The sequence below is a fragment of the Bradyrhizobium sp. Ken64 genome (assembly GCF_055807555.1).
This window is the reverse complement of the sequence record NZ_JBVVPA010000013.1, coordinates 190,742-212,903: the sequence shown is the minus strand read 5'-3', so window position 1 is coordinate 212,903 and position 22,162 is coordinate 190,742. Positions and strand designations below refer to the sequence as shown.

Genomic DNA, 22,162 nt, shown 5'->3' with positions numbered 1-22,162 from the left:
GGCCCCGCTGCGCGAGACCCCGACCCTGCTCCACATTTCCAAGGAACCGAGCGTTTGGAGTTCCGTTAAGATCGCATTGAAAGTGAAAGAGTGATTTTGCAGCGCTGGCCGACAAAGCTATGGATCGTCCGTCACGGAGAGAGCGCAGGTAATGTGGCCCGTGACGCAGCGCATGCCGCTGGCGAAGCCTGGATCAAAATCGAAGCCCGCGACGTCGACGTACCTCTAAGCGAACTCGGCGGACGGCAGGCGGACGCTTTGGGCCACTGGTTCGCATCCTTACCGCCGGAGGGGCGGCCCAACGTCATCCTGAGTTCGCCCTACCTTCGGGCCAAAAGCACCGCCGATGCGATCCGAGGCCGGGGAGGGATCGCGCCAGATTTCGTGCATCTCGTCATAGATGAACGGCTGCGGGAGAAGGAGTTCGGAATCCTAGACAGATTGACACGGCTCGGCATCGAACAGCGCCACCCCGACCTGGCGGAAGCACGCGGACGGGTCGGAAAGTTCTACTTCAGACCTCCGGCCGGCGAAAGCTGGTGTGACGTCATCCTGAGGCTCAGGAGCGTCCTCGACAGCATCAGCCTGCACTACAGCGGAAAGCGCGTGCTGATCGTGGCCCATCAAGTCGTTGTCCTCTGCATGCGGTACCTATTGGAAAACCTGGACGAAGCTCGAATATTGTCGATCGATTCCGAGGGGGACGTCGCGAACTGCGCCGTGACGGAATACGATCTGGCGATGACCGAAAGTCCGCAGGGGCTGGTCCTGAAGAGATATAATTTTGTTGCGCCGTTGGAGCGCGAGGGCGCCCCCGTCACGTCCGCGCCGGATGAGAACGTGGCCGCCCGATGAGCGAAGTGAAGATCGACGCCGCCTACCTTTCGGCGAATCCGCTCCCAGACCACGATGGAAGCGGGGACAAGCATTCCCGTGGCCGGGTGCTGATCATCGCGGGAAGCGTCGAAGTGCCAGGTGCTGCGCTCTTGGCGGGGCTAGGCGCGCTCCGGTCCGGAGCAGGAGTTCTTCAGATAGCGACCTGCAAATCGAATGCCTCCCATCTTGGGATGGCCATGCCCGAAGCGATGATTATCGGCTGCCGCGAGACCTGCAGTGGCGAGATCGACCCGTCGAATTCGGTCCGCTTGGTCGATCTCGCAAAGGAAGCCGATGCGGTCCTGATGGGTCCCGGCCTCATCGACGAGGCACCCATCGCGGAATTGCGAGCCGAACTCATCGGCGGTGCCACCAAGCCGGCTTTCGTTCTTGATGCTTCCGCCTTCACGTCCCTCAGGGCTTCGCACGGAGTTGCCGCGGCGCCCGGAAGGACTACGATCGTAACGCCTCATTCGGGAGAGATGGCGAAGTTTCTGCGGATGGACAAGAACGAAATCGAGACTGATCCCATCGCTCCGGCGCTATCCGCAGCGCGCATGCTCGATGCCGTCGTCGCCATGAAGGGAGGACGCACACACGTCGTTTCGCCCGAGGGACAAGAACTCTGCTTCGAGCAAGGTCCCATTGCTCTCGGCACGTCCGGATCGGGAGACGTTTTGGCTGGAATCATCGCTGGCTTGGCTGCCCGCGGCGCCCCGCCCTTAGTCGCGACGGCGTGGGCCGTCTTTCTTCACGGCGAAGCCGGGCGCAGGTGGGTGGAGCGTAACGGACAACTGGGACTACTCGCACGGGAGATCCCGGCTGATATTCCACGGCTAATGCAGTCTGTCGGCGGGCTTTCCGTTCAGAGGCCGGGGGGTGGCGATCTATAAGCGAGTAAAGCTCTAGACAGCCTCCTGAGCTTTGGTGATGGCTCCCGGCCCTTGCCCCGGCGCTGCCGTCGCGCTTCAGGAGACCGCGATTTCCCCAGATCGATTACTACGTATGCCGAACGTTCAGCTATTTGTGCGGCGTAACTGGAGGCCGCTGATCGAGCTGCGCGGGCTCCAATTGGTACATAGCGGTCCCGCGAGTTAGCTCAGCTTGCCTTCTATCTCTCTATCTCTCTTCGGACAATACCGGCGAAATGTCCCACGAGCTTTGTTGGGCTTTATCTGTGACGGCTGCAGGCCGGCTAGGCTACTGCAGCAGAATCGGCAGATTGAGCGGCCCGCGGAAACCGAATCCGTGCCAACGCACGCTCACTGGGTCAGGCAAGGTCATTTTTGGAAAGCGCTCGAACAGTAGCGGTAGGAGGATGTCCCCCACAGTTCGCCGCGAGAGGTGCGCGCCCGCGCAATGATGCGGGCCATTCCCAAATGCCTGGTGAGGGTTGGGTTCGCGAAGGGCGTTATAGTTCTCACCGTCCGGGAAGACGTCCTCGTCCCGGTTTGCAGAGGCCTGGATTGTCATAACGGTTTCGCCCTTCGGGATGAAATAGTTCCGAATCTCAGTGTCCTCCATTACAAGCCGTGAACTGGCCTGGATCGGCGCCACCCATCTGATTCCTTCCTCGAAGGCTGCGCGCCATTTGCCCTCTGCGCGCACGGCGTCGAGCTGATCAGGGTTGGTCAAAAGGCCGTAAAGCACTGTCAGCAGAGCGTCGCGCGGCTCGTTGATGCCCCCGCCAATCGCGATTTTCACGTTGGCGATCATCTGGCTTTCCGGAATCGGATTCTTTGCATTCACCATGAAGGAGAGGGCGGAGGAGTCCGGCTCGGTTCGCACCCGTTCAGCGTTGGCCCGGATGCATCTATCCATCTCCGCGTTGGCGATGTCGGTTGCTTGGAAAGGCCCGGGCGTCCAGCCGAAATTGCCGGCACCGTCGATCAGCATCTGCGACCACCGCTGCATGTCCTCATCGCTCGCATCCGGAACGCCCATCGCATGCGCCAGAATCCGTGCAGCAAGGGGCCCCGCGAGCGCCGGAAACAGATCGACAACCTCGCCGCGCGGCAAACGGTCGAGATACGCTTCCGCGAGGTCCGCATATAGCGCTGCCCAGACAGATTCGATTGTCTTCGGCATCAAGGCGGGCATCATAGCCATGCGTTCGCTCCGGTGCTCCTCGTGGTCCTTCCGCATCAGCGTATGCGCAAGAAAGGCGCGCTTCATGGGCGTGTTCGGATCATTGGAGCTGAACAAGGTTGGATTGTCTTTGACGTACTTTGTGTCAGCGGCCTTGGTGAGAAACGTGCGGCCCACTGATTTGACCCGCAACACGGGCGCTTGGCGCCTCAAGCGCTTGTAGATTGGATAGGGATCGCGAACGAGGTCCGCGATTGTGATCGTCTCGTCCAAGGGGCTCGATCGGTCTGTCACGTAGGTCATCCGTCGTCCACTCCCTACTATGAGTCGACGCAGGGCAAGCGCCATGGGCTAAACTATCATCAGTGCGGATTCGTTCACGGCCAACGGCAATCGATAGGCTTTTCTATCGAAAAAGGCCCGAGGCGCTGAGGCGATTTCAAAAGGTGTGAGAAGCACCTATCAAGCTGTGACACTGAGCTTCTTCCGCTAAAGGAGCGCTTCGGCGAACGGATGTCTGCGCACACTGCGAGACCGCGTCTGGACGCCTGGATTCGTCCTGTTTGCAATGCGCGATCGCTTCTGAGCACGTCGCTGCGGGGGCCGGCGAGGGAACAGGCAGGCGACGAAAACAGCAGCGGTCAGTATTCGCATGGGGAGCAAATCCCGGCTGTGGTGCGATCGATGTATCGTAACCAGAGCACCGGGGTCGCGGGGAAATTCCTATTTTATCGGCGGGCGCAGCGGGCTATCCGCCCACTTGCGGGCCGTCGGGTCCTGCAGCGGGTCATCGGCGCAACTGGTGCGGACGTACCGCAGCTTCCGGTCGCCGATTTCATCGCGCACAGCCTTCATCGGCCTGCCGCAAGCCGGGCACGCCTTCCGGACCGGATCGGACACTGGCATCTGGTTTTCCCCCGCTATTGCAGTCTACGTCCGCCGCCACCGCGATCTCAAGACGGTTGCGGAGAGTTGCATGGGCTTGCCGACGCTTTCTTGACTCCAAGACCGCGGGTTACTCAACTCGAGGCAGTGATTGCGTCGGGAGCGTGATGGGGCAGGAGTTTTATGAAAGCCTCGCGCAGCGGGTCCGTGTCATCGCCGAAAAGGCCAATCCGTTCACCCGACGTCGTCTGCTGGGTCTCGCCAAGCGGTACGACGCCAAGGGAGGCCCTTGGGCGATCTGGAGCAATTGACGGCGGCTGCCGGTCCCGGGCACCCCGCCGCCCGCTTCCATCTTCTCCGGACCGAGCGGGGCCTGACCAGGCCTTCGACAGCGGGCCGCTCCGTCGCAACCCTATCTCCGCGTGAAGCTTGCCAGCTAATGCTCGAGGAAGAAACGCAGCATCTCCCTGGTCGCGTCCGGCCCGCGCGGATCCGTGTAGGACCCGGCAGGACTGCCTCCTGACCAGGCGTGGGCGGCCCCGTGGACGCTCCAGTGCTCGGACATGCCCAAGCCACCTTCGTCGGTGAAGATCGTGCGGGTATACGCGTGTCCCTCAGGTACTCGCCCGCGAAGAATCTTCCTCCTCACGCTCGCATCTTCGCCCGGCCAACGGAGAATCCGGTCAGCATTGCTGGGATGCACCGTGGTGTCGCGATCGCCATGGAAGACGATGGTCGGCACCGACGCGCCCGCCGTCCCGATCGGTCCAGCGCTGCCCTGCCGCATAGCGGCCAGTGCGGACGGAAGGTCGCTGGCAGCCCCGCAGGCCAGGCCGGAGTGGATGCCGACGGCGGCGTATAGGTCGGGGAACGTTGCGCCCATGATGGCCGCGGCGGCCCCGCCGGCCGACAGGCCTGCGACGTAGACGCGCTTGGGATCGATAGGATGCTCCCGCATGATCTGGCGGGTGATGCCAGCGATCAGCGAAGGCTCACCGCCATCCCGGCGCTGGTCACCCGTGCGAAACCAGTTCCAGCATTTCGCATGGTTGGCTCCCCGTGGCTGCTCCGGATAGACAACGAAGCAATTCCGCTCGTCCGCCAGAAAATTCATCCGGGTACCGGCGGCGAAATCGTCCGGCGACTGGGTGCAGCCGTGAAGCATGACGATGAGGGGACGCGGTCCTGCATGAGTGCGGCTGGGGATGAACAGCTTGTAGGTCCGACTTCCCGCCGCGTTGGTGAAGGTGGCAGAGACGAACCTTGTGCCGTCCGGTGCAATATCCACTTTGGACATTGGAGTACGCCCGGCCGGACCTGGCAGGCTGAAACCGGAAAGATCTTTCATGCCGCCGAAGGGCGCGCGGCCTTTGTGGCGTTTGGCAGGCGTGGCTTGCGTGGAAGGCCCGCTCTCCGTCTCCTCGACGACATTGGCCTTCAGCTCGAGTGTCGGCGGCTCGAGCCTCGCACGCTCGACAGGCACAGCATTCCCCCTTGTCGCTGCGGGGGCGCCATCGCCGCGCAGCATTCGCTGCAGCAGTGCAGTGGCTTCGGCCAGTTGGCCGGCACGTGTGAGGCGAGTCGCTTCGCGGACCATGTCTGGATTCAGCATCGTTTCACCTCGTTCGGTCGGCGAGAGCGGCCTTGACCGCGGGACTGGCATGAAGGGCACCGAGCACCGAAACCGAGGCGATTGTGGCGCGCGCCAGCTCGGGCGTGACGTCTTGGTCGATGGTCGCCAAGCCGAGGACGTTGATGTGCAGCATCTCGCCTTTTCGCCGCGCCCTTTCGAGATCGACGCGGGCATAATTACGCAGCCCCAGGTCGAGACTATTACGGGCCGTCGATTGCTTGACCACATCCGCGTGCCGCTCGATCTGGTTGCGGATCGCGGTCCGGATGAAATCGGTGCGGTTCGAATAGAACCCTTCCTGCACCATGAGATCGACCTGGCCGAGGTCCACATAGCCCAGGTTGATCGTGATCTTCTCCGTGTCGGGAGCCCGGGGTCGCAATTCGCGTACATTGTCGGTCATCGGGTACATCCATTCTAACCATCCAAATGGATGTTCTACGGATGGTATATGGATGCTTGCAGTGCAGTTACAAGGCCTGACCGGAAACCAAGCTCTTTCCTTTACTGCTGCGCGGTTCGAGACCAGATGAGATCTGCCGCAGGCCGAACTTCCCAGGATGCGACGGACGACTTCGTCCGGCCGTCTATCCACCTTCCCCCTGAAATCAATCCGGGCCTCGTTGGGCGGCGTGCTATCGTCGTGGCTACAGGAGGAAGACACATGTCCACTTCCAAGAAGCCGTTGGGACCCGATGATTTTCCGGTGACCGCCGAAGGACAAAAGATCAAGAAGCAAGACGGCGAGCCCATCGCCACTGCTGAGGATCCTGAAACTGCTGCCGACCTGGCCGAGCGCATCAACGACGACGAAGCGCGCCGCGAGGAGGACAAGTGGTCGGCCTGAGAGCCTTTATTAGCCCTCCAGCAGCGTGCCGATCAGCTTCAGCAATTGCTGACGTTCCGGGCCCCCGGCGCCACTACGCAGGAATTGGCCGATATCCGTATAGGAGACTTGGCCGCCTGAGCTGATGTTAGGCTGGTGCTTCACGACGGGCGTATTCGTCCGCGGATCTCGCGTCAGCGCCCAGACGTCACCGTTGCTGCTTTCGTAAAGAACTCGCTCGCTCATACAGACCAACTCGAACGGACGATCATCCGTTCCCGATTGTCCGAACGCAGGTGCGAGCATCTGTGTCGATCTCCGCTCGAAGCGGAGCGGTCGCGCCGGCACTTGGCCGGCAACACTACCATGCTCGCGAGTTGGGCCAGGCTCTACAGCAGCTTCAAGTGTCCATCGACAATGCGGCCGGCCGTGGCATCAGAGCAGTTCCGCAAGCATGTGCGCCGCCCGTGCTGCACCGCCGCTTTCGACCGGCTGAGAGAATGTCCCTTCGGTCAGGGCGCGGATAGTCGCTTCAGCAATCATCTCGGGGGTTGAGTCCGCATAGTTCATACGCCGGCCCGCGCTATAGCGATCCAGTCGATATGCCACATGGTAGTTCTGCTCGAAATGATCCTGCAGCGGGAAATAGATGAAAGGGGTGCCGGCCGCGGTCAGCTCCATGCAGGTCGTAAGTCCGCCCTGCACGATGGCCAGGTCGCACGCTGCGAGATGCCGGTCCAGGTCGGCCACGAATGATCGAACTTCAACGCCGGCCGGAGCGTTCAATGACGCCGGATCAATTCGGGGTCCGGCGATCACGATCATGCGCAACTCCGGTATCCTTGACCGTACCAGCGGATAACTCCCCAAAACGCGCCTGATGAGCGGCGCACCGACGCCTGAACCGCCCACCGTGACGATGCAGACGCGCTCGCCATCCCGGTAGCCGATCCGTCGTCGAAGCTCTGCGCGCGGCCCGAATGTCTGCGGGTGTTCACCGAGAATGTAACCTGCGAACTCGAAGTGCTTGGGCACCCAGTCCGGCATTTCGGGCAGATCCCTCCCGAACGACCGAGGAATGACGTCGTCCGGGTTTCCGACAAAGATCGCGCGATCACGCACGCCGGGATGCCGTTCGACATGCTCGATCATCTCGGCATTGTAATCGGTTGTCAGGAATGCCTCGTGTTCACCACCCGAGGGCATTGGAACGAACCCGACGAAGTCAGTGAACCATGCCAGCGGTGCTCGTTTCAGTTCGGGATGCTCGTGCCAGTAGTGATCGATGTCCCACGCCTCGTCGGCGATCACGAGGTCATAGCGCAACTCCTCGACGGCATCCTGAAATGTCATGAAGTTGGCAATCAGCACTTCGTCCATTCGGCGAATCGCCTGAAAGGCATGCAGCTCATGTTCGCCGCATTCCATTTCGATATGGCGGGTTTCGCTGGCCAGGCGACCGCTGAGCGGATGAACGGTCTCGCCACTCGCTTCGAGCAACCGGGTGACCGGATCCTGTGCCAGCCAGTCGACCTGCAGATCAGGAAGCACGTTACGCAACTCCCGCGTGATGGCGATGTCCCGCCGGGCGTGGCCGAGCCCGATAGGGGAGGACAAGTAGAGGACGCGCTTCGGCCCTAGCCCTGGTCGCGCAGGACGCCGTTTAGGTCGGGCACTCAGGTCGAGCCGGCGCTGAAGAAACTCTGTAATCAGGGTGTTGCACTTCGCCGGAAAGCGACCGAGCGGATTGTGGCCTCCTCCTTCGATGGTCGTTAACTCGGCACCTGTCAGGCCGGCTACGATTTGTGCACGGGCATAGGGCTGGATTTGATCGTCGTTGCCATGGATCATCAAGACCGGGCAGGTGATCTTGCGATACATGGCCTCGCTCACATCGAAAGCCGGCGGCATCGTCCGCGCGTTCACCGTCCTGGCAAGGATGGATCCCGTAGTCTCGCTGGCCCAACCAACGGCATCCTCAATTTGCTTGGTCGAATGAGGCTCGGAGAAGATGGAGCCGACGAAGTAAGCCGCGAAATCCTGATAGTTCGAGAGCCAGTAGGCGCCGTTGTATTTGTCCCAATCCTTGTATTCCGCGCGGTTGGCCTGAAAGTGGTCCGGCGTCATGTAAGGATAGGCGGGCCCTACGCTGGCCGATGTACCGACCAGGATCGCGGCCTTGACGCGTTCCGCATGGTGCGCCGCGATCACAGATGCGATCATCCCGCCGAGGGAGAGGCCGACGAGAATGGCAGGGCCAACTCCTGCCGCATCCATCACGGCAAGTGCATCTGCGACGTAGTTGTCCAGCGTATAGGCCGCCACTTCGTCCGGCCGATCGGATCGGCCATTGCCACGGCTGTCATAAGCGACGCAGCGGAAACGCTCGCTGAACCAAGGCAATTGCGCCTTGTAAACCCGCGAATGAACGATGCTCCACGGGGGCACGAAGACGATCGTCTCCGCGCCGCTGCCGTAGATTTCGTAGTGAAGGTTCACACCGTTACGTTCAACTAGTCCTTCGAAAGCCGGAAGCTTGGCGCGCATGTCAGCACCTCATTTTCGGTGAGCGGTCTCCATGATGCGAATAAGATCACCAAAGCGCCGAAGAGCCGGCCGGACAGGAACGCCTTTCTTTTCCAGTCCGAGCAGGTAGTGGCTCTCCGCGCCGACAAAGGCGTGGGCGACCAAGGCGGCGACCTCGTCGGCCGTGAAGGGGCCGAGACCGCCGAATTCGCGCTCGGCACGGCGCGCTAGGTCCGTGATCAGCTTGAGCCATCCCATGATGCCGGCCTGGACCACTTTCGCCACAGGGCCGTCACCCCAGCTGGCAGCCATCAGCTCCTGCAGCACGCGAACGTATCCCGAGGCTATGTCCTCGTCGAGATAGTTGCAGGCGCGGTCCCACTGCTCGGACAGCTTTAGAGCGGAATCTCGAAACAGTGCGTTCTGGCGGTCGAGCAGCTGCGAGTTGAGATGCTCGAACAGCGCCAGCATCATCCCCTGTTTGGAACCGAAATGATAATGGATCTGGCTGAGGGGGACACCAGCCGCCGCAGCAACGTCGCGGGTGGACAGCTTGGCGTATCCCTTTTGCCTAAGCACCTTCTTTGCGGACTCCAGCACTACCGTTCTGGTGTCTGCCTTCACGCCGTTTCGCGGCATCCTCCCACCTTCCTTGACTACAGCATGTGATATTCGGTCGATCGGCCGAATGTCGGGCGCGCCGTGGTCACAGTCAACATGAGAGAGCCTACTTGACTCGGCGCAGCATCGCATCACATAATTCGGCCGACCGACCGAATTTGGATCCGACTGTTGTTCAACTCGATAGCCAGAGAAGGACTGAGTCATGCGCGCAGTGGACAATGACAGACTTGGCGCCCTCGTCGGCAAGATGCTGGGGGACTTGGGCGGGGCCTTTAGTGTGCCGACGGCTGGGATCGGCTTCCGCCTCGGCCTGTTCGATGCATTGCACCGGGACGGCCCCGCGACTGCTTCTGAACTCGCACAGCGAGCCGGCCTGACCGAACGGTGCGTTCGTGAATGGGCTTTTGCACAGGCCGCGAACGGCTACATCACCCTCGACAAGACAGACCAGCGGTTCAGTCTGACGCCTGAACAGGCAATGATCTTTGCCGTAAAAGACAGTCCCGTCTACTTGGAAGGCGCTTTCGACCTTGCGGCGGCGATGGTGGAAGGGCGACCGATGGTCGAATCCGCATTCAGAAAGGGGCACGGCGTTGCTTGGGGTGAAAGCTCGGGCTGCCTGTTCTGTGCTGTTGGTTCCTTCTTTCGTCCGGGTTATGTCAACAACATCGTGCAGTCTTGGCTACCGGCGCTGGACGGCATGCCGAAGAAGCTCTCCGACGGTATCAAGGTAGCCGACATCGGATGCGGGGTCGGCTTTTCGACCTTGCTGATGGCGAAGGCGTTCCCGGCGAGCATATTTGTCGGCTACGACTTCCACGCCCCCTCCATCGAGCAGGCCAACGCACACGCCGTGGCGCACGGACTCGCCGACCGCGTCCGCTTCGTGACCGCGCGTGCGAAGGACATAGCTGAGCGAGACTTCGATCTCGTCACCATGTTCGACTGCCTGCACGACATGGGGGATCCCCGCGGCTGCGCAAGGCATGTACGGAGCCTGCTCAAGCCCGGTGGTTCCTGGATGATCGTCGAGCCGATTGCCGCGGATGATCCGGTCGACAATGTCGGCAATCCGGTCAGCCGTCTCTACTTTAATGCATCGACGATGATTTGCGTACCGACCTCGATGGCCCAGGAAGTCGGCGAGGCACTCGGCGCGCAGGCTGGAGAGGCAAAGCTCACCGAGGTGTTAAAGGAAGGTGGTTTCCGTCAGGTCCGTCGCGCCACCCAGGGTCCGTTCAATATGGTGCTAGAAGCGAGGCCATGAAAACGTGGCCGGCATCTTTTAGGCGCGCCGCCCGAATACTGGTCCGCCATTTTGAGATGCAAAGTTGGTCAGCTTCGGGGCCCGAGCGGGCATAGAAAGCAGGGGCAGAGCATGTCCGCTCTGCCCCTTACTTCACACATCTACTTGCTGTGCTAGTACCGGACGGGCTCTCGTTTGATGTGGCACAGAAGCAGCTGCACGCTCGCAGATTGCACCTGCGCCGACAGAAAGGGTTCCCTTCGGCGGAGCGAATGCGTTCCGAAAAGATGAGGATCCAACCCTGTACCAGCCAGCTGGATAACAGCCGCGCGTATTGCGAGTTGTTAGGCTGCGCCCAGCGCCTCGACGACTTTTGAACAGACGGTCTCCGGGCTTCTTGCCAGTTGCCCTGAGATAGTCATCGATCGCGTGGCGTGCGAACGCTGTAAGTTCAAACTTGACCGGCCGTCCAGTTCTTTTGGCGAACGCTTGCTCTGTCGGGCTGCATAGCAAGCCGCTTGGCGTAACGTCGTCGACTCCAAGCTGACGAGGTCGCGCCCGGAGCTTGCTGTCGACCGCGACGTTGAACAATGCGGCGTCACTGATTTGACCCTCAACCTGGAGCTTCGTCCGGATTGACCAACGTGCTTCGGCCGGAGTGGCGGCTTCGCACCAACGATCTTCCGCTTGTTCCACAGGATGCGCTTTTGGGCCACGCAAGCAAGGACCCTTGGTTGCGAGCCATTGAAGTCGCTGATGGGGGTTGCTACAGGATCAGCTTAGAGCGTCGATGTCTGCTTCTGACCCCAGACAGAGACAACACCTGCTCGCCGCGTCAGCAGCCCGACGCTCGCGGGCAGTAGCCTGGTCTAGGCGCTTAACCTTTTCCAAAAGCTGGGTGCGCCCGATTGCAGGCGTTTACGATAGCATCTTGCAGTTTGCTGTCGTTTCGATCTCTGTAGTGCATGGAGGTGCGTACATTGCTGATGCATTTGGTGTATTCGGGATTCATATGATTGAAGAAATCCAGCCCAGTCGCCGAAGCCGAGTGAGGGTCGGAGACGGAGGCGAAACCGACGGCAAGAGCGAAAACTGCGAGAGCACGAGGGTAGGAAAACATGACAAGTCTCCACCAATGGGCTGCTTGATTGCAGCACGCTTCTATCATGCCTCAATGCTCCCAAGTCGAGCGTGCGCGACCTCACACGGCAAGCTTAGAGGCGCAGTGGTCATGCGATCGCTTGCCGACGCTAACGTTCAGTTTGCCACTCGGTACTCTATAAATCGCGAGTGCAATCTAAGCGGAGAATTACGGATCGCAGCAAAACCATCGAGAGTATAGGCATGCTCGTGGCGCTTCGGGTCAATTTCGCCCCTCGATCCCGTTGAATCGTACAAAGTACGTCTCCAATCCTGCAGAAGTCGACGTAGGTTCAGAAGGTTACAGGTTCGAAGGTGGCCAGTCTCATCAACTGAGGAGAGGTCATCGTGACCAAGGTTTTAAGCACTGCACAGAGCGTCCTTCCGGGGCCAGTTTCAGCTGCCCCCAGGGCCTACATCGGTGGGCTGTCCGCCATGTCAGGGCAAGCCGACATTTCGGCAGCAGCTATGGAAAGCGCGTCATCAATTTTGATCTCAGTCCCGCGTGATGCGTGCCCGGGCGCTCTTTCGCCAGGCGGGCACCCGTCACAGCGGCAAGCTCGATATGTGATCTCAAGCACGGTTCGAGACGGAGAACCATGAGATGAACAGAGGCCGACAGGAGGCGAGAAATGAGTAGCGTTTCGAAATACGTCGTCTTCAAACCCGTAACGGGGGGCTATGTCTACCGTCCGCCAGGTTCGTGGGTTTTCGGCGCCGGAGTACACCTGCTGGCCAATGAGAGCCAAAAAGCTGCGATCATCAAAGCTGTGAACTCAGTGCCGTTGCTTCCCATCTTAGGCGGCTGCTGGGTGACCCTGTCGATGCTCTTCGGAACAGCAGCTGTCTGGGCGACCCGATCTCCGTCGCATGGCGCTAGAGAATTGCTCGTCGCAACTGCAATCGTCTTTTCGCTCTACGGCGCATCGCTCATATGTCGACGCGTGCTCCTGGCGCGGCTTAAGCCCATCATTGTTGGATTGCCGCCAACAGACGAGCGGATCACAATAGCGGATGTCCGGAAGGCAGCACCGCCGGTGGTGCTCTCTCCCACTCGGCAAATAATCCTGAAGACCTGTTTCGCGTTGATGCCGTTCATCCTGGTGGCCTTGATGGTTTCTCGCGCGGTCGATATGCAGGAGGAAACACACCAACCTTTGCTACAGGCTTTGTACCACGCAAATGCTAACCCCGCCGGCCTGACAAGCATCCTTAACCTTGGAGTTCTCCTGTTTTTTGGATTCCGGTTCCTTCGTCACGGCTGGCCTGGCCAGAAGCCCTCTTGACGTAAAAGAGTTGAACTTTTCCAACTCTACTCAACTTCAATTAGACCGAAGCGCGGCCGTCCTTCGATCGGACTGATGCAGCCACCACTTCGTCATTGGTGAGCGCGTCCATCAGTTTTCGACTGTGAACTCTGCATTGCGTGGGACCCCAGGGGCGCCAAATAGTTGCTCAACACCGAGCGGGCTTTCAAGAACCCAGGTATCAATGTCTGGATAAGTGATCGCCTCGGTACCATTGACGGTGCGTGCTCCACCCTTTTAAATCTAAATCACAGCAGATGCTTCGCGTATCCCCCGGAGCCGCAGTCCCAGCCAAACGGCTTTAAATTCAAAGCGCGCACAAGAAGGCCGCAGGCTTGCTGCTATGACCGATGAGCCTAGCCGGAGCGGTTCCCTGGAGGTGGCTCGTGGTTATGATGCGTTGGCAGACGAGTCTCACCCATGTCGCGAACATGGGCGGACGCCGTGATCGTGGCGAGCTCGTTGCGATCGGGAAGGACGGCGTATCCCATTTCCAGTTGCTTCAAAACGCCCTGCGTCACGAGGCCAAGCTTTTGTACTGCGCGTTCGACCTCATGTTCGCAGCCGGCGAGGACCTACGTGCGCTGCCGCTTCTCGAGCGCAAGAAGCGGCTCAAGGCCCTTCTGCCGCGCCACAAGCTGATCGCGTTCAGCAACCACCGCAAGGGCAGCGGCAAAGTTCTTTGCACAAGCCGAGCTGAGACATCTCGAAGGCATCATGGCCAAGCGCGCCCCGTACGCGTTCGGGCGCCGGACCGCCGATTGGCTGAAGGTGAAGACCGCGCAGCGGCAGGGGTAGTGATCGCCGGCTTCACCGCGCCGAGGCGAACCCGGCCCTTCTTCGGCGCCCTCGTGCTGGCGGTATGCGACGTCGATGCATGGCGGTACATTGGCCACGTCGGCAACACCTGTCAATCGGCTTGCAAATTTGACCCCTCATCGGCGTCCAATTTTGACCCCTTCGGGCGGCGGGTTTTGCTGGTAGCGCTCGTCTCGTCGGAGCTGGCCGGGATAGCGGAGGCGAGACGAGCGCGCGTGGCGTGATCGTCGTCTCGGCTTTTGAACCGCCAGCTATCGTTGCCGGTCTCGACGATGTCGCAGTGGTGGGTCAACCGGTCGAGCAGCGCGGTGGTCATCTTGGCGTCGCCGAACACGGTCGGCCACTCGCCGAATGCGAGATTGGTGGTCACGATGACGGAGGCGCGCTCATAGAGCCGGCTGACGAGGTGGAAGAGAAGCTGGCCACCGGACTGGGCGAAGGGCAAATAGCCGAGTTCATCCAGCACGATGAAGTCCATCCGGGTCAGATGCTCGGCGAGCCGACCTTGCCGTCCATTGCGGGTCTCGGTCTCGAGGCGGTTGACGAGGTCGACTACGTTGAAGAAGCGGCCGCGGGCACCGGATCGGATGCAGCTTCTGGCGATGGCAATGGCCAGGTGGGTTTTGCCTGTGCCGGTGCCGCCAACCAGCACGACGTTGCGTTGCTGGGCGATGAAGCCGCCGCCAGCAAGATCATTGACGAGGGTCTGATTGATCGGCGTGCCATCGAACTGGAAGTCGGCGATGTCCTTGGCAAGCGGTAGCTTGGCAATGGTGAGCTGGTATTTGATCGACCTGGCTTGCTTCTCGTTGATCTCGGCGTTGAGCAGGTCGCCGACAATGCGCTGAGGTTCGTGCTGGCGCTTGACGGCAGTTGCCATGATCTCGTCGAAGGCAGCCTTCATGCCGTAGAGCTTGAGTTCGCCCATGAGGTCGAAGATTTGGGTTCGTTCCATCAGATGGTCCTCCGGAGGTTGTCGTAGCGGGCACAATCGGCGATCGGTGCATGACGGAGCGTCAGTGCGGCCGGCGTCATGATGTTGGCCGGTGGGGCGGGTTGACGTTGACGGGCCCGGATATTGAGAACGACATCGGCGGAATGGACGCTGTGACTGAGCGCTTCGGCACAGGCCGCTTCCACCGCGGACAGACCGTCAGTCAGCACCGCGTTGAGGATGTCGACCATCTGCCGATTGCCATCGTCGGTGGTGGCAAGCTTGCGTCGGATCCGCTCGATCGCGGCCGGCAGCACCCAGTCTTTGAAGGGAGCACCGTTGCGCAAGGCGCCGGGTTTGCGGGCGAGCACCGGCACATAATGCCAGGGGTCGTAGACGGTATCGCCGCGGCCAAAGGATCGTGGGTGCTCGGCAACGATACGTCCATCCTGACGGATCACGATGCGATCGGCATAGGCTTGAACCTCGACCGGCCGTCCGACTGAGCTGGCTGCGACCGAGTACTTGTTGTTGTCGAAGCGCACCAGGCATGTCTTCGAGACCGATGCCGTCACCGCATGGAAGCCGTCGAAGCGGCCGGCGTAGGGAACGAGTTTGGGGCGTTCGGCTTCGAACACTTCCCAGATCGTCTGATCGGCCAGCTCCGGATGGGGATGAACCTTGGCGTAGGCGATGCATCTGTCGAGCAACCAGGCGTTTAACTCGTCGAGGTTTTTGAACCGCAGCCGCGGCGTGAAGAAGCGTTCCCGGACCAGCCCGACCTGGTTCTCGACCTGCCCCTTCTCCCAACCCGACGCTGGCGTACAGGCGACCGGATCGACCAGATAGTGGCTGCACATCTGCAGGAAGCGACGATTGTAGAGACGGCCTTTACCGACGAAGATCGTCTCTACGGCGGTCTTCATGTTGTCGTAGATGCCGCGGGTGCAGGTGCCTTTGAACAGGGCGAACGCCCGGTCGTGGGCGTCGAACACCATCTCCTGCGTCTCCCGCGGATAGGCCCGCACGAACAGCATACGGCTGTGACAGAGCCGGACATGGGCAGCCTTCACCATCACCGTGGTGCCGCTCAGTAGGACGACCTCGTGGCTCCAGTCGAACTGGTAGGCTTCGCCTGGGGCAAAACTCAGCGGGACATAAGCGGCTGCGGTCGATTGCCCGCGTTCCTTGCTCCAGCGCCTGGCATAACGCCGCACCGCATCGTAACCGCCGTCGTACCCGCGGCCGCGCAGCTCCTCGTAGATCCGGATCAACGTCAGCTGTTCACGAGCCGATTTAGCTGCGTTCGCCGCCAGCAGCCCCTCAAGCTCTGACGCCCAGCGCCCCAGCTTTGGCCGTGGCTGCACCTGCCGCTCGTACTCGAAGGAGGTCTCTCCCGACCTCAGCACCTTCCGGACCGTGTTCCGCGACACCTTCAGGTCGCGGGCGATCTCCTTGATGGTCTTGCCCTTGATGAAGTGCTCGCGCCGTATCCGCGCAATCGTCTCCACGATCAGCATCCTCCACCACCTGCTTTGTTACGAAGCAGGCAGCGCAACAGACCAACCTATAGGGGGTCAATTTTGGACGCCGATCCCCCGGCTTAGGGGGTCAATATTGCAAGCCGAATGACACCTCCGGAGCAGGTCGGCACGCGCAGTCACCGTGGGATGGCCTGCATCCCCCTTCCTGACCTCCTGCTCGATCGCGACCGCCTCCTGGATGGCGGCGAGGTCGCGCATGCCGGCCGGCGAGAACACCGGCGCCGGCGCCGGGCTCTCCAGCTTCGCCGCGGCCTCGTTGAGAAAGGCCATCATGTTGGCAAAAAACTCCTCGGGGCTGTCGCCCTTCGGGAAGCCGACCTCGCTCGGCGGAAACTCGCTGTACGCGTGACCTTCCAAGTGCCGCCTCCATTCGCCGAACCCGGCCTGAGCCAGGATCCCCAGCCACGCGGCTCGGCGGTGCGCCTCCCTCTTGGGCAGCACGCCGAGCCTCACCCGGATAGGAGCGCAGGGATGCCGTTACCCGCAAGATCGCGGGGCGGTCGGATCTGGAAGAAATACGTGGAAAGCCGGCGAACAACGTAGGTAGGCGCGCCTCGCCGGCGGCTGCTGCGGGCCGGCGCCGGGGCGGCGCGGTCGTGGACTACTTGATGGACTACCTCGGGGGATACACGCTTCGGCACTTGCACACTCACGCAGGCCGGACGTGCGATTTTTGAAGGTTTTCTGCGCGAAGAAAGTGGCGGATAGGATTTGGAAACTGGCGGAGAGGGAGGGATTCGAGCCCCTGTTAACCCGCCACACTCTCGCAAATCGCGGTCCGCACGTCGGCTCTCCGCGCCGATGTTGATCGTTCACGACGAGAATTGATCCACGACCGTTCCGGATGTATCAATGAGACATCCCTCGTGTCGAAACACCGATCGGCCGAAGCTGGGAAATCAAAGGGTTACGCTGGAATTGGTAGCGGGAGAGGGACTCGAACCCCCGACCCCAGGATTATGATTCCCGTGCTCTAACCAGCTGAGCTACCCCGCCACAGGGTCGCGAGGGCCTGACAAGGCCTAGCTCGCGAACGCGCGGCATATAAGGAAGGGGGCGGTGGGCTGTCAAGCTAAGGTCGCCCGCTTCTGTTCGGGCCGATTTGGCGGGGGAATCGCGCGACTCGGGCACCGGACTCGCGGAGAGTCCCCCTCACCCGAAATCCGCGCGTCGCGCGGATTCCGGCCTCTCCCCGCAGGCGGGGAGAGGCGAAGAAGCGCGGATGCCCGACTATTTGCTATTTCGGCCGCACCGTCGGGTCGCCGCCGGGGCTGCCGGGGGGCGGGATGACGGGCATGGCGCCGTTCGTGCTGGGGGCCGGGGCGTGCATCTCGGGGTCGACGCCGGAGGGCGGGCAGAGCACGCCGTCCGATTTCGCCAGTTTGTCGCCGAGCGGTTCCCGGGACTGGCCGGTGGTGATGCCGTCGGCCGAGCGGTTCGGGCGGTCCTGCGGCGTGCAATTGGTGGCGTGCTGCGGGGATGGCGGCGCGGTTTGTTGCGGCGGCGGCGCCGGGGCGGGCGGAGCCTGCGCGATCGCGCTGCCGGAGGCGGCGATCAGGAGGCTGGCCAGAATGATGTTCGATGTGGTGCGCATGGGAGGGAAACGCGCGGGTGCTGCCGCGTGTTCCGCGCCCCCCGATCACGATTTGAGGTAGCGGATCAGCGAAAAGTGGCCCATCGGCGGCATCGGGCGGCGCTCGGCGAGCGTAACGCCGCCGTGTTTCGCGGCCCAGTCGACCAGGCGCTGCCACGGAAACTCCGGGCGCCAGCCGAGACGGCGGGCCAGGGGCGCAAACGCCAGCTCGGAGAGTTTGCGCAAACCTTTTTCCGCGCCGATGTGGTTGACCAGGATCAGCTCGCCGCCGGGCTTCAAGACGCGCACGAACTCGTCGAGCGTGCCTTCGGGATCGGGCACCGCGGTGATGACGTATTGCGCGACCACCGCGTCGAAGAAGTTTTCGGGGAAGGCGAGGTTTTTCGCGTCCATCACCGAGAGCACTTCGACATTGGAGAGTCGCAAGCTCCGCACGCGCGATTGCGCCTTGCGCAGCATCGGCTCGGAGATGTCGACGCCGCAGATCTTCGTGGTGCGCGCATAGTCCGAGAGCGAGAGACCGGTGCCGACGCCGACGTCGAGGATGCGGCCGCCGATGCGGTCGGCCTCCGCGATGGTCGACTGCCTTCCGGCGTCGAACACCTTCCCGAACACGAGATCGTAGACCGGCGCCCAGCGGCCATAGGCCTTCTCGACCCCGGCCCGCGAGATGTCTGCTGCCATGCCCCCTGCCCTGCTTGAATTCTATGGAGAGTTGATCATTGGTGAAATCGAAGTCAGCCCAGCGCGCGGTCTGGCGCCTCTCCCGCTTGCGGGAGAGGTCGGCACGCTCGCAAGAGCGTGGCGGGTGAGGGCTTTATCCTCTCGCGAGATATCGCGGGTGGAGAGAGCCCTCTCCCCAACCCTCTCCCGCAGGCGGGAGAGGGGGCGCACTTCCGGCGTCGCGAGAGTGCGGTCCGATCTCATGGATCAGCCGCGGACCGCTTCTGCGAGCGGCCTCGTCGTGCTGCTTGCGGCCTTCGCGGCGGCGCTTTGAATGAAGCCGCCGCCGAGCACGCGGGCCTGGCCGCCAGGTGCGTCGTAGAACACGCAGGCCTGTCCCGGCGAAACGCCCTCTTCGCCGGCGACGAGCTCGACCTCGTAATGGCCGTTGGCACCGCGCAGCCAAGCAGGCTGGGGCGCGCGGGTCGAGCGCACGCGCACGAACATTTCGAGGCCATCGCCGATGGCGCGGTCGATGTCGCCATCGCCGATCCAGTTGACGTCACGCAACACGATGCGGTGCATCTTCAGCGCCTCGCGCGGGCCGACGACGACGCGGCGGTTGGCGGCCTCCAGCCGCACCACGAACAGCGGTGCGGCGGCCGCGATGCCGAGGCCGCGGCGCTGGCCGATGGTGAAATTGGCGATGCCGTTGTGCCGGCCGAGCACGCGGCCGTCGAGATCGACGATGTCGCCGGGGTCCATCGCGTTCGGCCGCAGGCGGGTGATGATATCGGTGTAGCGCCCGGTGGGCACGAAGCAGATGTCCTGGCTGTCGTGCTTGTCGGCGACCGCGAGGCCGAAGCGGCGCGCCAGCTCGCGCGTCTCGGGCTTGGTCATGTCGCCGAGCGGAAAGCGCAGATAATCGAGCTGCTCCTGCGTGGTCGCGAACAGGAAATAGCTCTGGTCGCGATCGGCATCGGCGGCACACACCAGCGCGCGCGAGCCGTCGGCGCGGCGGCGAGAGGCGACGTAGTGGCCGGTGGCAAGCGCGGTGGCGCCGAGTTCACGCGCGGTCTTCAAGAGGTCGCGAAACTTGACCGAGCGGTTGCACTCGATGCACGGCACCGGCGTCTCGCCGAGCGCGTAGCTATCGACGAAATTGTCGATGACGGATTCGCGAAAGCGGTCCTCATAGTCGAGCACGTAATGGGGGATGCCGAGCTTGGCCGCGACGTCGCGGGCGTCGTGGATGTCCTGGCCGGCGCAGCAGGCGCCCTTGCGATGGGTCGCTGCACCATGGTCGTAGAGCTGCAGCGTGATGCCGACGACGTCGTAGCCTTCCGCCTTCAAGAGCGCAGCCGTCGTCGATGAATCGACGCCGCCCGACATGGCAACGACGACCCTGGTATCCTCAGGACGGCCTTCGAGATCCAGACTGTTGAGCATGGGCCTTAAAGCGTTGTGACGGCGGCGTTCGGCGATCCGCTGGGTGCTTCCGGCGGGACAAAGGCAATCCCCGGGAACCGAGAGTTCCCGAAGGGCGCGGCCTGCCCGGTCGAAAGCGGTTGAGAGCTGTCTCTTTAATATAGGCGGCCTTCCGGTGAAGCAATCGCGGACCCCGCAAGGTTTACGGCAATTCTTGCCGGGGAGGCAGAAATGGCGGGGCTTCGGGAGGCCCCGCGGCGGGGACGCCAAATCATTAAACCTTTGATTTTATTAGTTAAAATTACTCAGCGCGACGGTGGCCCGCTCCTTGCTACCTCTCATGGCGAAGATGTTTCCAAGGGGTTGCCTGTGGTCGGTCGTACGTCAGATGTAGCGGCAAGCGTGCAAGTCCAGAGCGCGCAGCAAAAGCCTGCCCGGTCGCAAGCGCCGAAAGACAGCTCCGCAAACGAGTCCTTCGGCTCGCTGGTGGACAGCAACACCCAGGCGATCAGCGACAGCGCGGCGTCCTCCGCGCAGGACACCCCACGCCGGACCGATTCATCGTCCTCCGCCTCGGACAAGAGCCCGCGCGATCGCTCAGTGAGCGACAAGTCCTCGCAGAGCAAGGCCAGCGACGACACCGACAAATCCGCGTCCGCCAAAAACGACGCCAAGAACGACGCGAAGAGCGACGCCAGGAACGACGCCAAGAGCGACTCGACCGCCGATGCGGCCAAGGCTGATAGCAAGACCAAGGACAAGCCGGAGGCGTCCGACGCCAAATCGGCCGACAAGTCTGCGGACAAGTCCGACCAGACCAAGGCGGACAAGGCCGACGGCACCGATGGCCTCGCGGCCGCCGTCGATACCGCCGCCGCCGCGCAGATCGACGCGGCGCAGGCCGCCTTACCCGATCCGAACGCACTCGTGGTGGCCGTGCCGGTCGATCCGAACGCGGCTGCGAACCAGGCCGCCGGCGCCGCCTCCTCGCCGCTGACGATCGCCGCCGCCGGCCTCGCCGCCAGCGCATCCATCGCGGCGCAGATCGCCGGCACCAAGACCGACACCGCGACGCCGGGCGACAAGAGCGCCAAGACCGCGAGCGCCAAGGTCGATGCCGACACCTCGGCGACGCTGGCCGATGCCGCGACCGGGACGACCGATTCGACCGCGACCGATGCCAAGACCAATGGCGGCCTGATCGCCGCCGTCGACCAGGGCACGCCAAAAACCTCGTTCAAGGCCGCAGCCATCGCGCAAGGCGCGAGCGACGTCTCCAATATCGGCCAGGACACCGGCAAGGCCAACGCCGCGCAGACCCCGGCGACGGCAGCGTCCGCCAACACGGCGCATCCGCAAGCCGACAAGCCGCCCATCGACGCGAACGCAGCCGACGCCAAAGCCGGGACTTCCGACCGCACCACCGATGCGGCACCGGCGACGACAACACCGCATGCCCATGCGGGCACGCAGGCCGCTGTCCCCTCCACCGACATCAGCGCGCAGGCGGCCTCCGCCATTCAAGCGCCGCTGACCAACACGACATCGGCCGCGACCGCTTCGACCGCGACGCTCACGGCGACCGCGGCGAATGCCAACGCCATTCCGATCAGCGGCGTGCCGATCGAAATTGCCGCCGCCGCGCGCGCGGGCAAGACCCGGTTCGACATCAGCCTCGATCCGCTCGACCTCGGCCGCATCGACGTCCGCATCAATGTCGACCGCAACGGCCAGGTCACCTCGCATCTCACCGTCGAGAAGCCGGAGACGCTGCAGATGCTGCGGCAGGACGCGCCGCAATTGCAGCGCGCGCTCGACGATGCCGGCCTCAAGACCGGCAGCAACGGGCTGTCCTTCAGCCTGCGCGACCAGAATTCGTCGGGGCAGAACTCCGGCCAGAACAACGACAATGGCGGCAATGCCCGCCGGCTGATCGTCAGCGACGAGGACGCAGTTCCCGCGGCCCCGGTCGGGCGCAGCTACGGCCGCATGCTCGGATCGAGCAGCGGCGTCGACATCAGAGTGTGAG

General features: G+C 62.4%; 18 protein-coding genes, 1 tRNA gene and 2 pseudogenes. 8 read left to right on the top strand and 13 right to left on the bottom strand.

What is annotated here, in order from left to right:
* Nucleotides 1-90 precede the first annotated feature (90 nt).
* Both AC0L2F_RS22130 and AC0L2F_RS22125 read left to right on the top strand, forming a co-directional pair.
* Nucleotides 91-855 (top strand): histidine phosphatase family protein, encoded by a 765-nt coding sequence (locus AC0L2F_RS22130; protein ID WP_473249837.1) that lies wholly within the window; start codon nt 91-93, stop codon nt 853-855.
* Nucleotides 852-1,769: an NAD(P)H-hydrate dehydratase gene (locus AC0L2F_RS22125; RefSeq protein ID WP_473249836.1), complete on the top strand. Its 918-nt coding sequence runs from the start codon at nt 852-854 to the stop codon at nt 1,767-1,769. The genes AC0L2F_RS22130 and AC0L2F_RS22125 overlap by 4 nt, the downstream gene beginning before the upstream one ends.
* A gap of 307 nt (nt 1,770-2,076) precedes the next feature.
* Here AC0L2F_RS22125 and AC0L2F_RS22120 read toward each other — a convergent pair whose 3' ends face one another.
* On the bottom strand, nt 2,077-3,267 hold the full coding sequence (locus AC0L2F_RS22120) for a cytochrome P450 (RefSeq protein WP_473249835.1): 1,191 nt from the start codon (nt 3,265-3,267) through the stop codon (nt 2,077-2,079).
* A 749-nt stretch (nt 3,268-4,016) separates the two neighbouring features.
* Here AC0L2F_RS22120 and AC0L2F_RS22115 point away from each other — a divergent pair.
* On the top strand, nt 4,017-4,160 hold the full coding sequence (locus tag AC0L2F_RS22115) for a hypothetical protein (protein WP_473249834.1): 144 nt from the start codon (nt 4,017-4,019) through the stop codon (nt 4,158-4,160).
* Between the two features lie 125 nt (nt 4,161-4,285).
* On the opposite strand, the gene AC0L2F_RS22110 is transcribed toward AC0L2F_RS22115, so the two are convergent.
* Nucleotides 4,286-5,461, bottom strand: coding sequence for an extracellular catalytic domain type 1 short-chain-length polyhydroxyalkanoate depolymerase (locus tag AC0L2F_RS22110; protein ID WP_473249833.1), 1,176 nt, complete (start codon nt 5,459-5,461; stop codon nt 4,286-4,288).
* A 4-nt stretch (nt 5,462-5,465) separates the two neighbouring features.
* On the bottom strand, nt 5,466-5,885 hold the full coding sequence (locus AC0L2F_RS22105; RefSeq protein WP_473249832.1) for a CopG family transcriptional regulator: 420 nt from the start codon (nt 5,883-5,885) through the stop codon (nt 5,466-5,468).
* 261 nt (nt 5,886-6,146) lie between these two features.
* On the opposite strand from AC0L2F_RS22105, the gene AC0L2F_RS22100 reads away from it, so the two are divergent.
* Complete coding sequence (locus tag AC0L2F_RS22100) at nt 6,147-6,329, top strand: hypothetical protein (protein ID WP_473249831.1); 183 nt, start codon at nt 6,147-6,149, stop codon at nt 6,327-6,329.
* A 9-nt stretch (nt 6,330-6,338) separates the two neighbouring features.
* On the opposite strand, the gene AC0L2F_RS22095 is transcribed toward AC0L2F_RS22100, so the two are convergent.
* The 3 genes from AC0L2F_RS22095 to AC0L2F_RS22085 all read right to left on the bottom strand — a co-directional run bounded on the left by AC0L2F_RS22095 (nt 6,339) and on the right by AC0L2F_RS22085 (nt 9,458).
* A complete protein-coding gene (locus tag AC0L2F_RS22095) occupies nt 6,339-6,614 on the bottom strand; it encodes a hypothetical protein (RefSeq protein WP_473249830.1) in 276 nt (91 codons plus the stop codon).
* A gap of 129 nt (nt 6,615-6,743) precedes the next feature.
* Nucleotides 6,744-8,855, bottom strand: a complete 2,112-nt coding sequence (locus tag AC0L2F_RS22090) for an alpha/beta fold hydrolase (protein WP_473249829.1) — start codon at nt 8,853-8,855, stop codon at nt 6,744-6,746.
* A gap of 9 nt (nt 8,856-8,864) precedes the next feature.
* Entirely contained in the window at nt 8,865-9,458 is a 594-nt protein-coding gene (locus AC0L2F_RS22085) for a TetR/AcrR family transcriptional regulator (RefSeq protein WP_473249828.1), read from the bottom strand.
* Between the two features lie 202 nt (nt 9,459-9,660).
* Between AC0L2F_RS22085 and AC0L2F_RS22080 the strand changes: the two genes are divergently transcribed.
* The 3 genes and pseudogenes from AC0L2F_RS22080 to AC0L2F_RS22070 form a co-directional block, all read left to right on the top strand.
* Entirely contained in the window at nt 9,661-10,725 is a 1,065-nt protein-coding gene (locus AC0L2F_RS22080) for a methyltransferase domain-containing protein (protein ID WP_473249827.1), read from the top strand.
* A 1,751-nt stretch (nt 10,726-12,476) separates the two neighbouring features.
* The gene (locus tag AC0L2F_RS22075; RefSeq protein WP_473249826.1) at nt 12,477-13,130 is read left to right on the top strand and encodes a hypothetical protein; all 654 of its coding nucleotides are present in this window, start codon (nt 12,477-12,479) and stop codon (nt 13,128-13,130) included.
* Between the two features lie 473 nt (nt 13,131-13,603).
* A pseudogene (locus tag AC0L2F_RS22070) lies at nt 13,604-14,053 on the top strand (ATP-dependent DNA ligase); the annotation flags it as partial.
* A gap of 8 nt (nt 14,054-14,061) precedes the next feature.
* On the opposite strand, the gene istB reads toward AC0L2F_RS22070, so the two are convergent.
* The 7 genes and pseudogenes from istB to mnmA form a co-directional block, all read right to left on the bottom strand.
* Nucleotides 14,062-14,925 (bottom strand): IS21-like element helper ATPase IstB, encoded by an 864-nt coding sequence (istB, locus tag AC0L2F_RS22065; RefSeq protein WP_473249825.1) that lies wholly within the window; start codon nt 14,923-14,925, stop codon nt 14,062-14,064.
* 8 nt (nt 14,926-14,933) lie between these two features.
* Nucleotides 14,934-16,424, bottom strand: a pseudogene (istA, locus tag AC0L2F_RS22060) (IS21 family transposase); the annotation flags it as partial.
* Nucleotides 16,425-16,481: 57 nt separating this feature from the next.
* Nucleotides 16,482-16,805: a hypothetical protein gene (locus AC0L2F_RS22055; protein WP_473249824.1), complete on the bottom strand. Its 324-nt coding sequence runs from the start codon at nt 16,803-16,805 to the stop codon at nt 16,482-16,484.
* A gap of 562 nt (nt 16,806-17,367) precedes the next feature.
* Nucleotides 17,368-17,444 (bottom strand) — tRNA-Met (locus tag AC0L2F_RS22050).
* A 241-nt stretch (nt 17,445-17,685) separates the two neighbouring features.
* Entirely contained in the window at nt 17,686-18,042 is a 357-nt protein-coding gene (locus tag AC0L2F_RS22045; RefSeq protein ID WP_473249823.1) for a hypothetical protein, read from the bottom strand.
* 45 nt (nt 18,043-18,087) lie between these two features.
* Complete coding sequence (locus AC0L2F_RS22040) at nt 18,088-18,726, bottom strand: class I SAM-dependent methyltransferase (protein WP_473249822.1); 639 nt, start codon at nt 18,724-18,726, stop codon at nt 18,088-18,090.
* 246 nt (nt 18,727-18,972) lie between these two features.
* Complete coding sequence (gene mnmA / locus AC0L2F_RS22035) at nt 18,973-20,154, bottom strand: tRNA 2-thiouridine(34) synthase MnmA (protein WP_473249821.1); 1,182 nt, start codon at nt 20,152-20,154, stop codon at nt 18,973-18,975.
* 348 nt (nt 20,155-20,502) lie between these two features.
* Between mnmA and AC0L2F_RS22030 the strand changes: the two genes are divergently transcribed.
* Nucleotides 20,503-22,161, top strand: coding sequence for a flagellar hook-length control protein FliK (locus AC0L2F_RS22030; protein ID WP_473249820.1), 1,659 nt, complete (start codon nt 20,503-20,505; stop codon nt 22,159-22,161).
* Nucleotide 22,162: the final 1 nt, after the last annotated feature.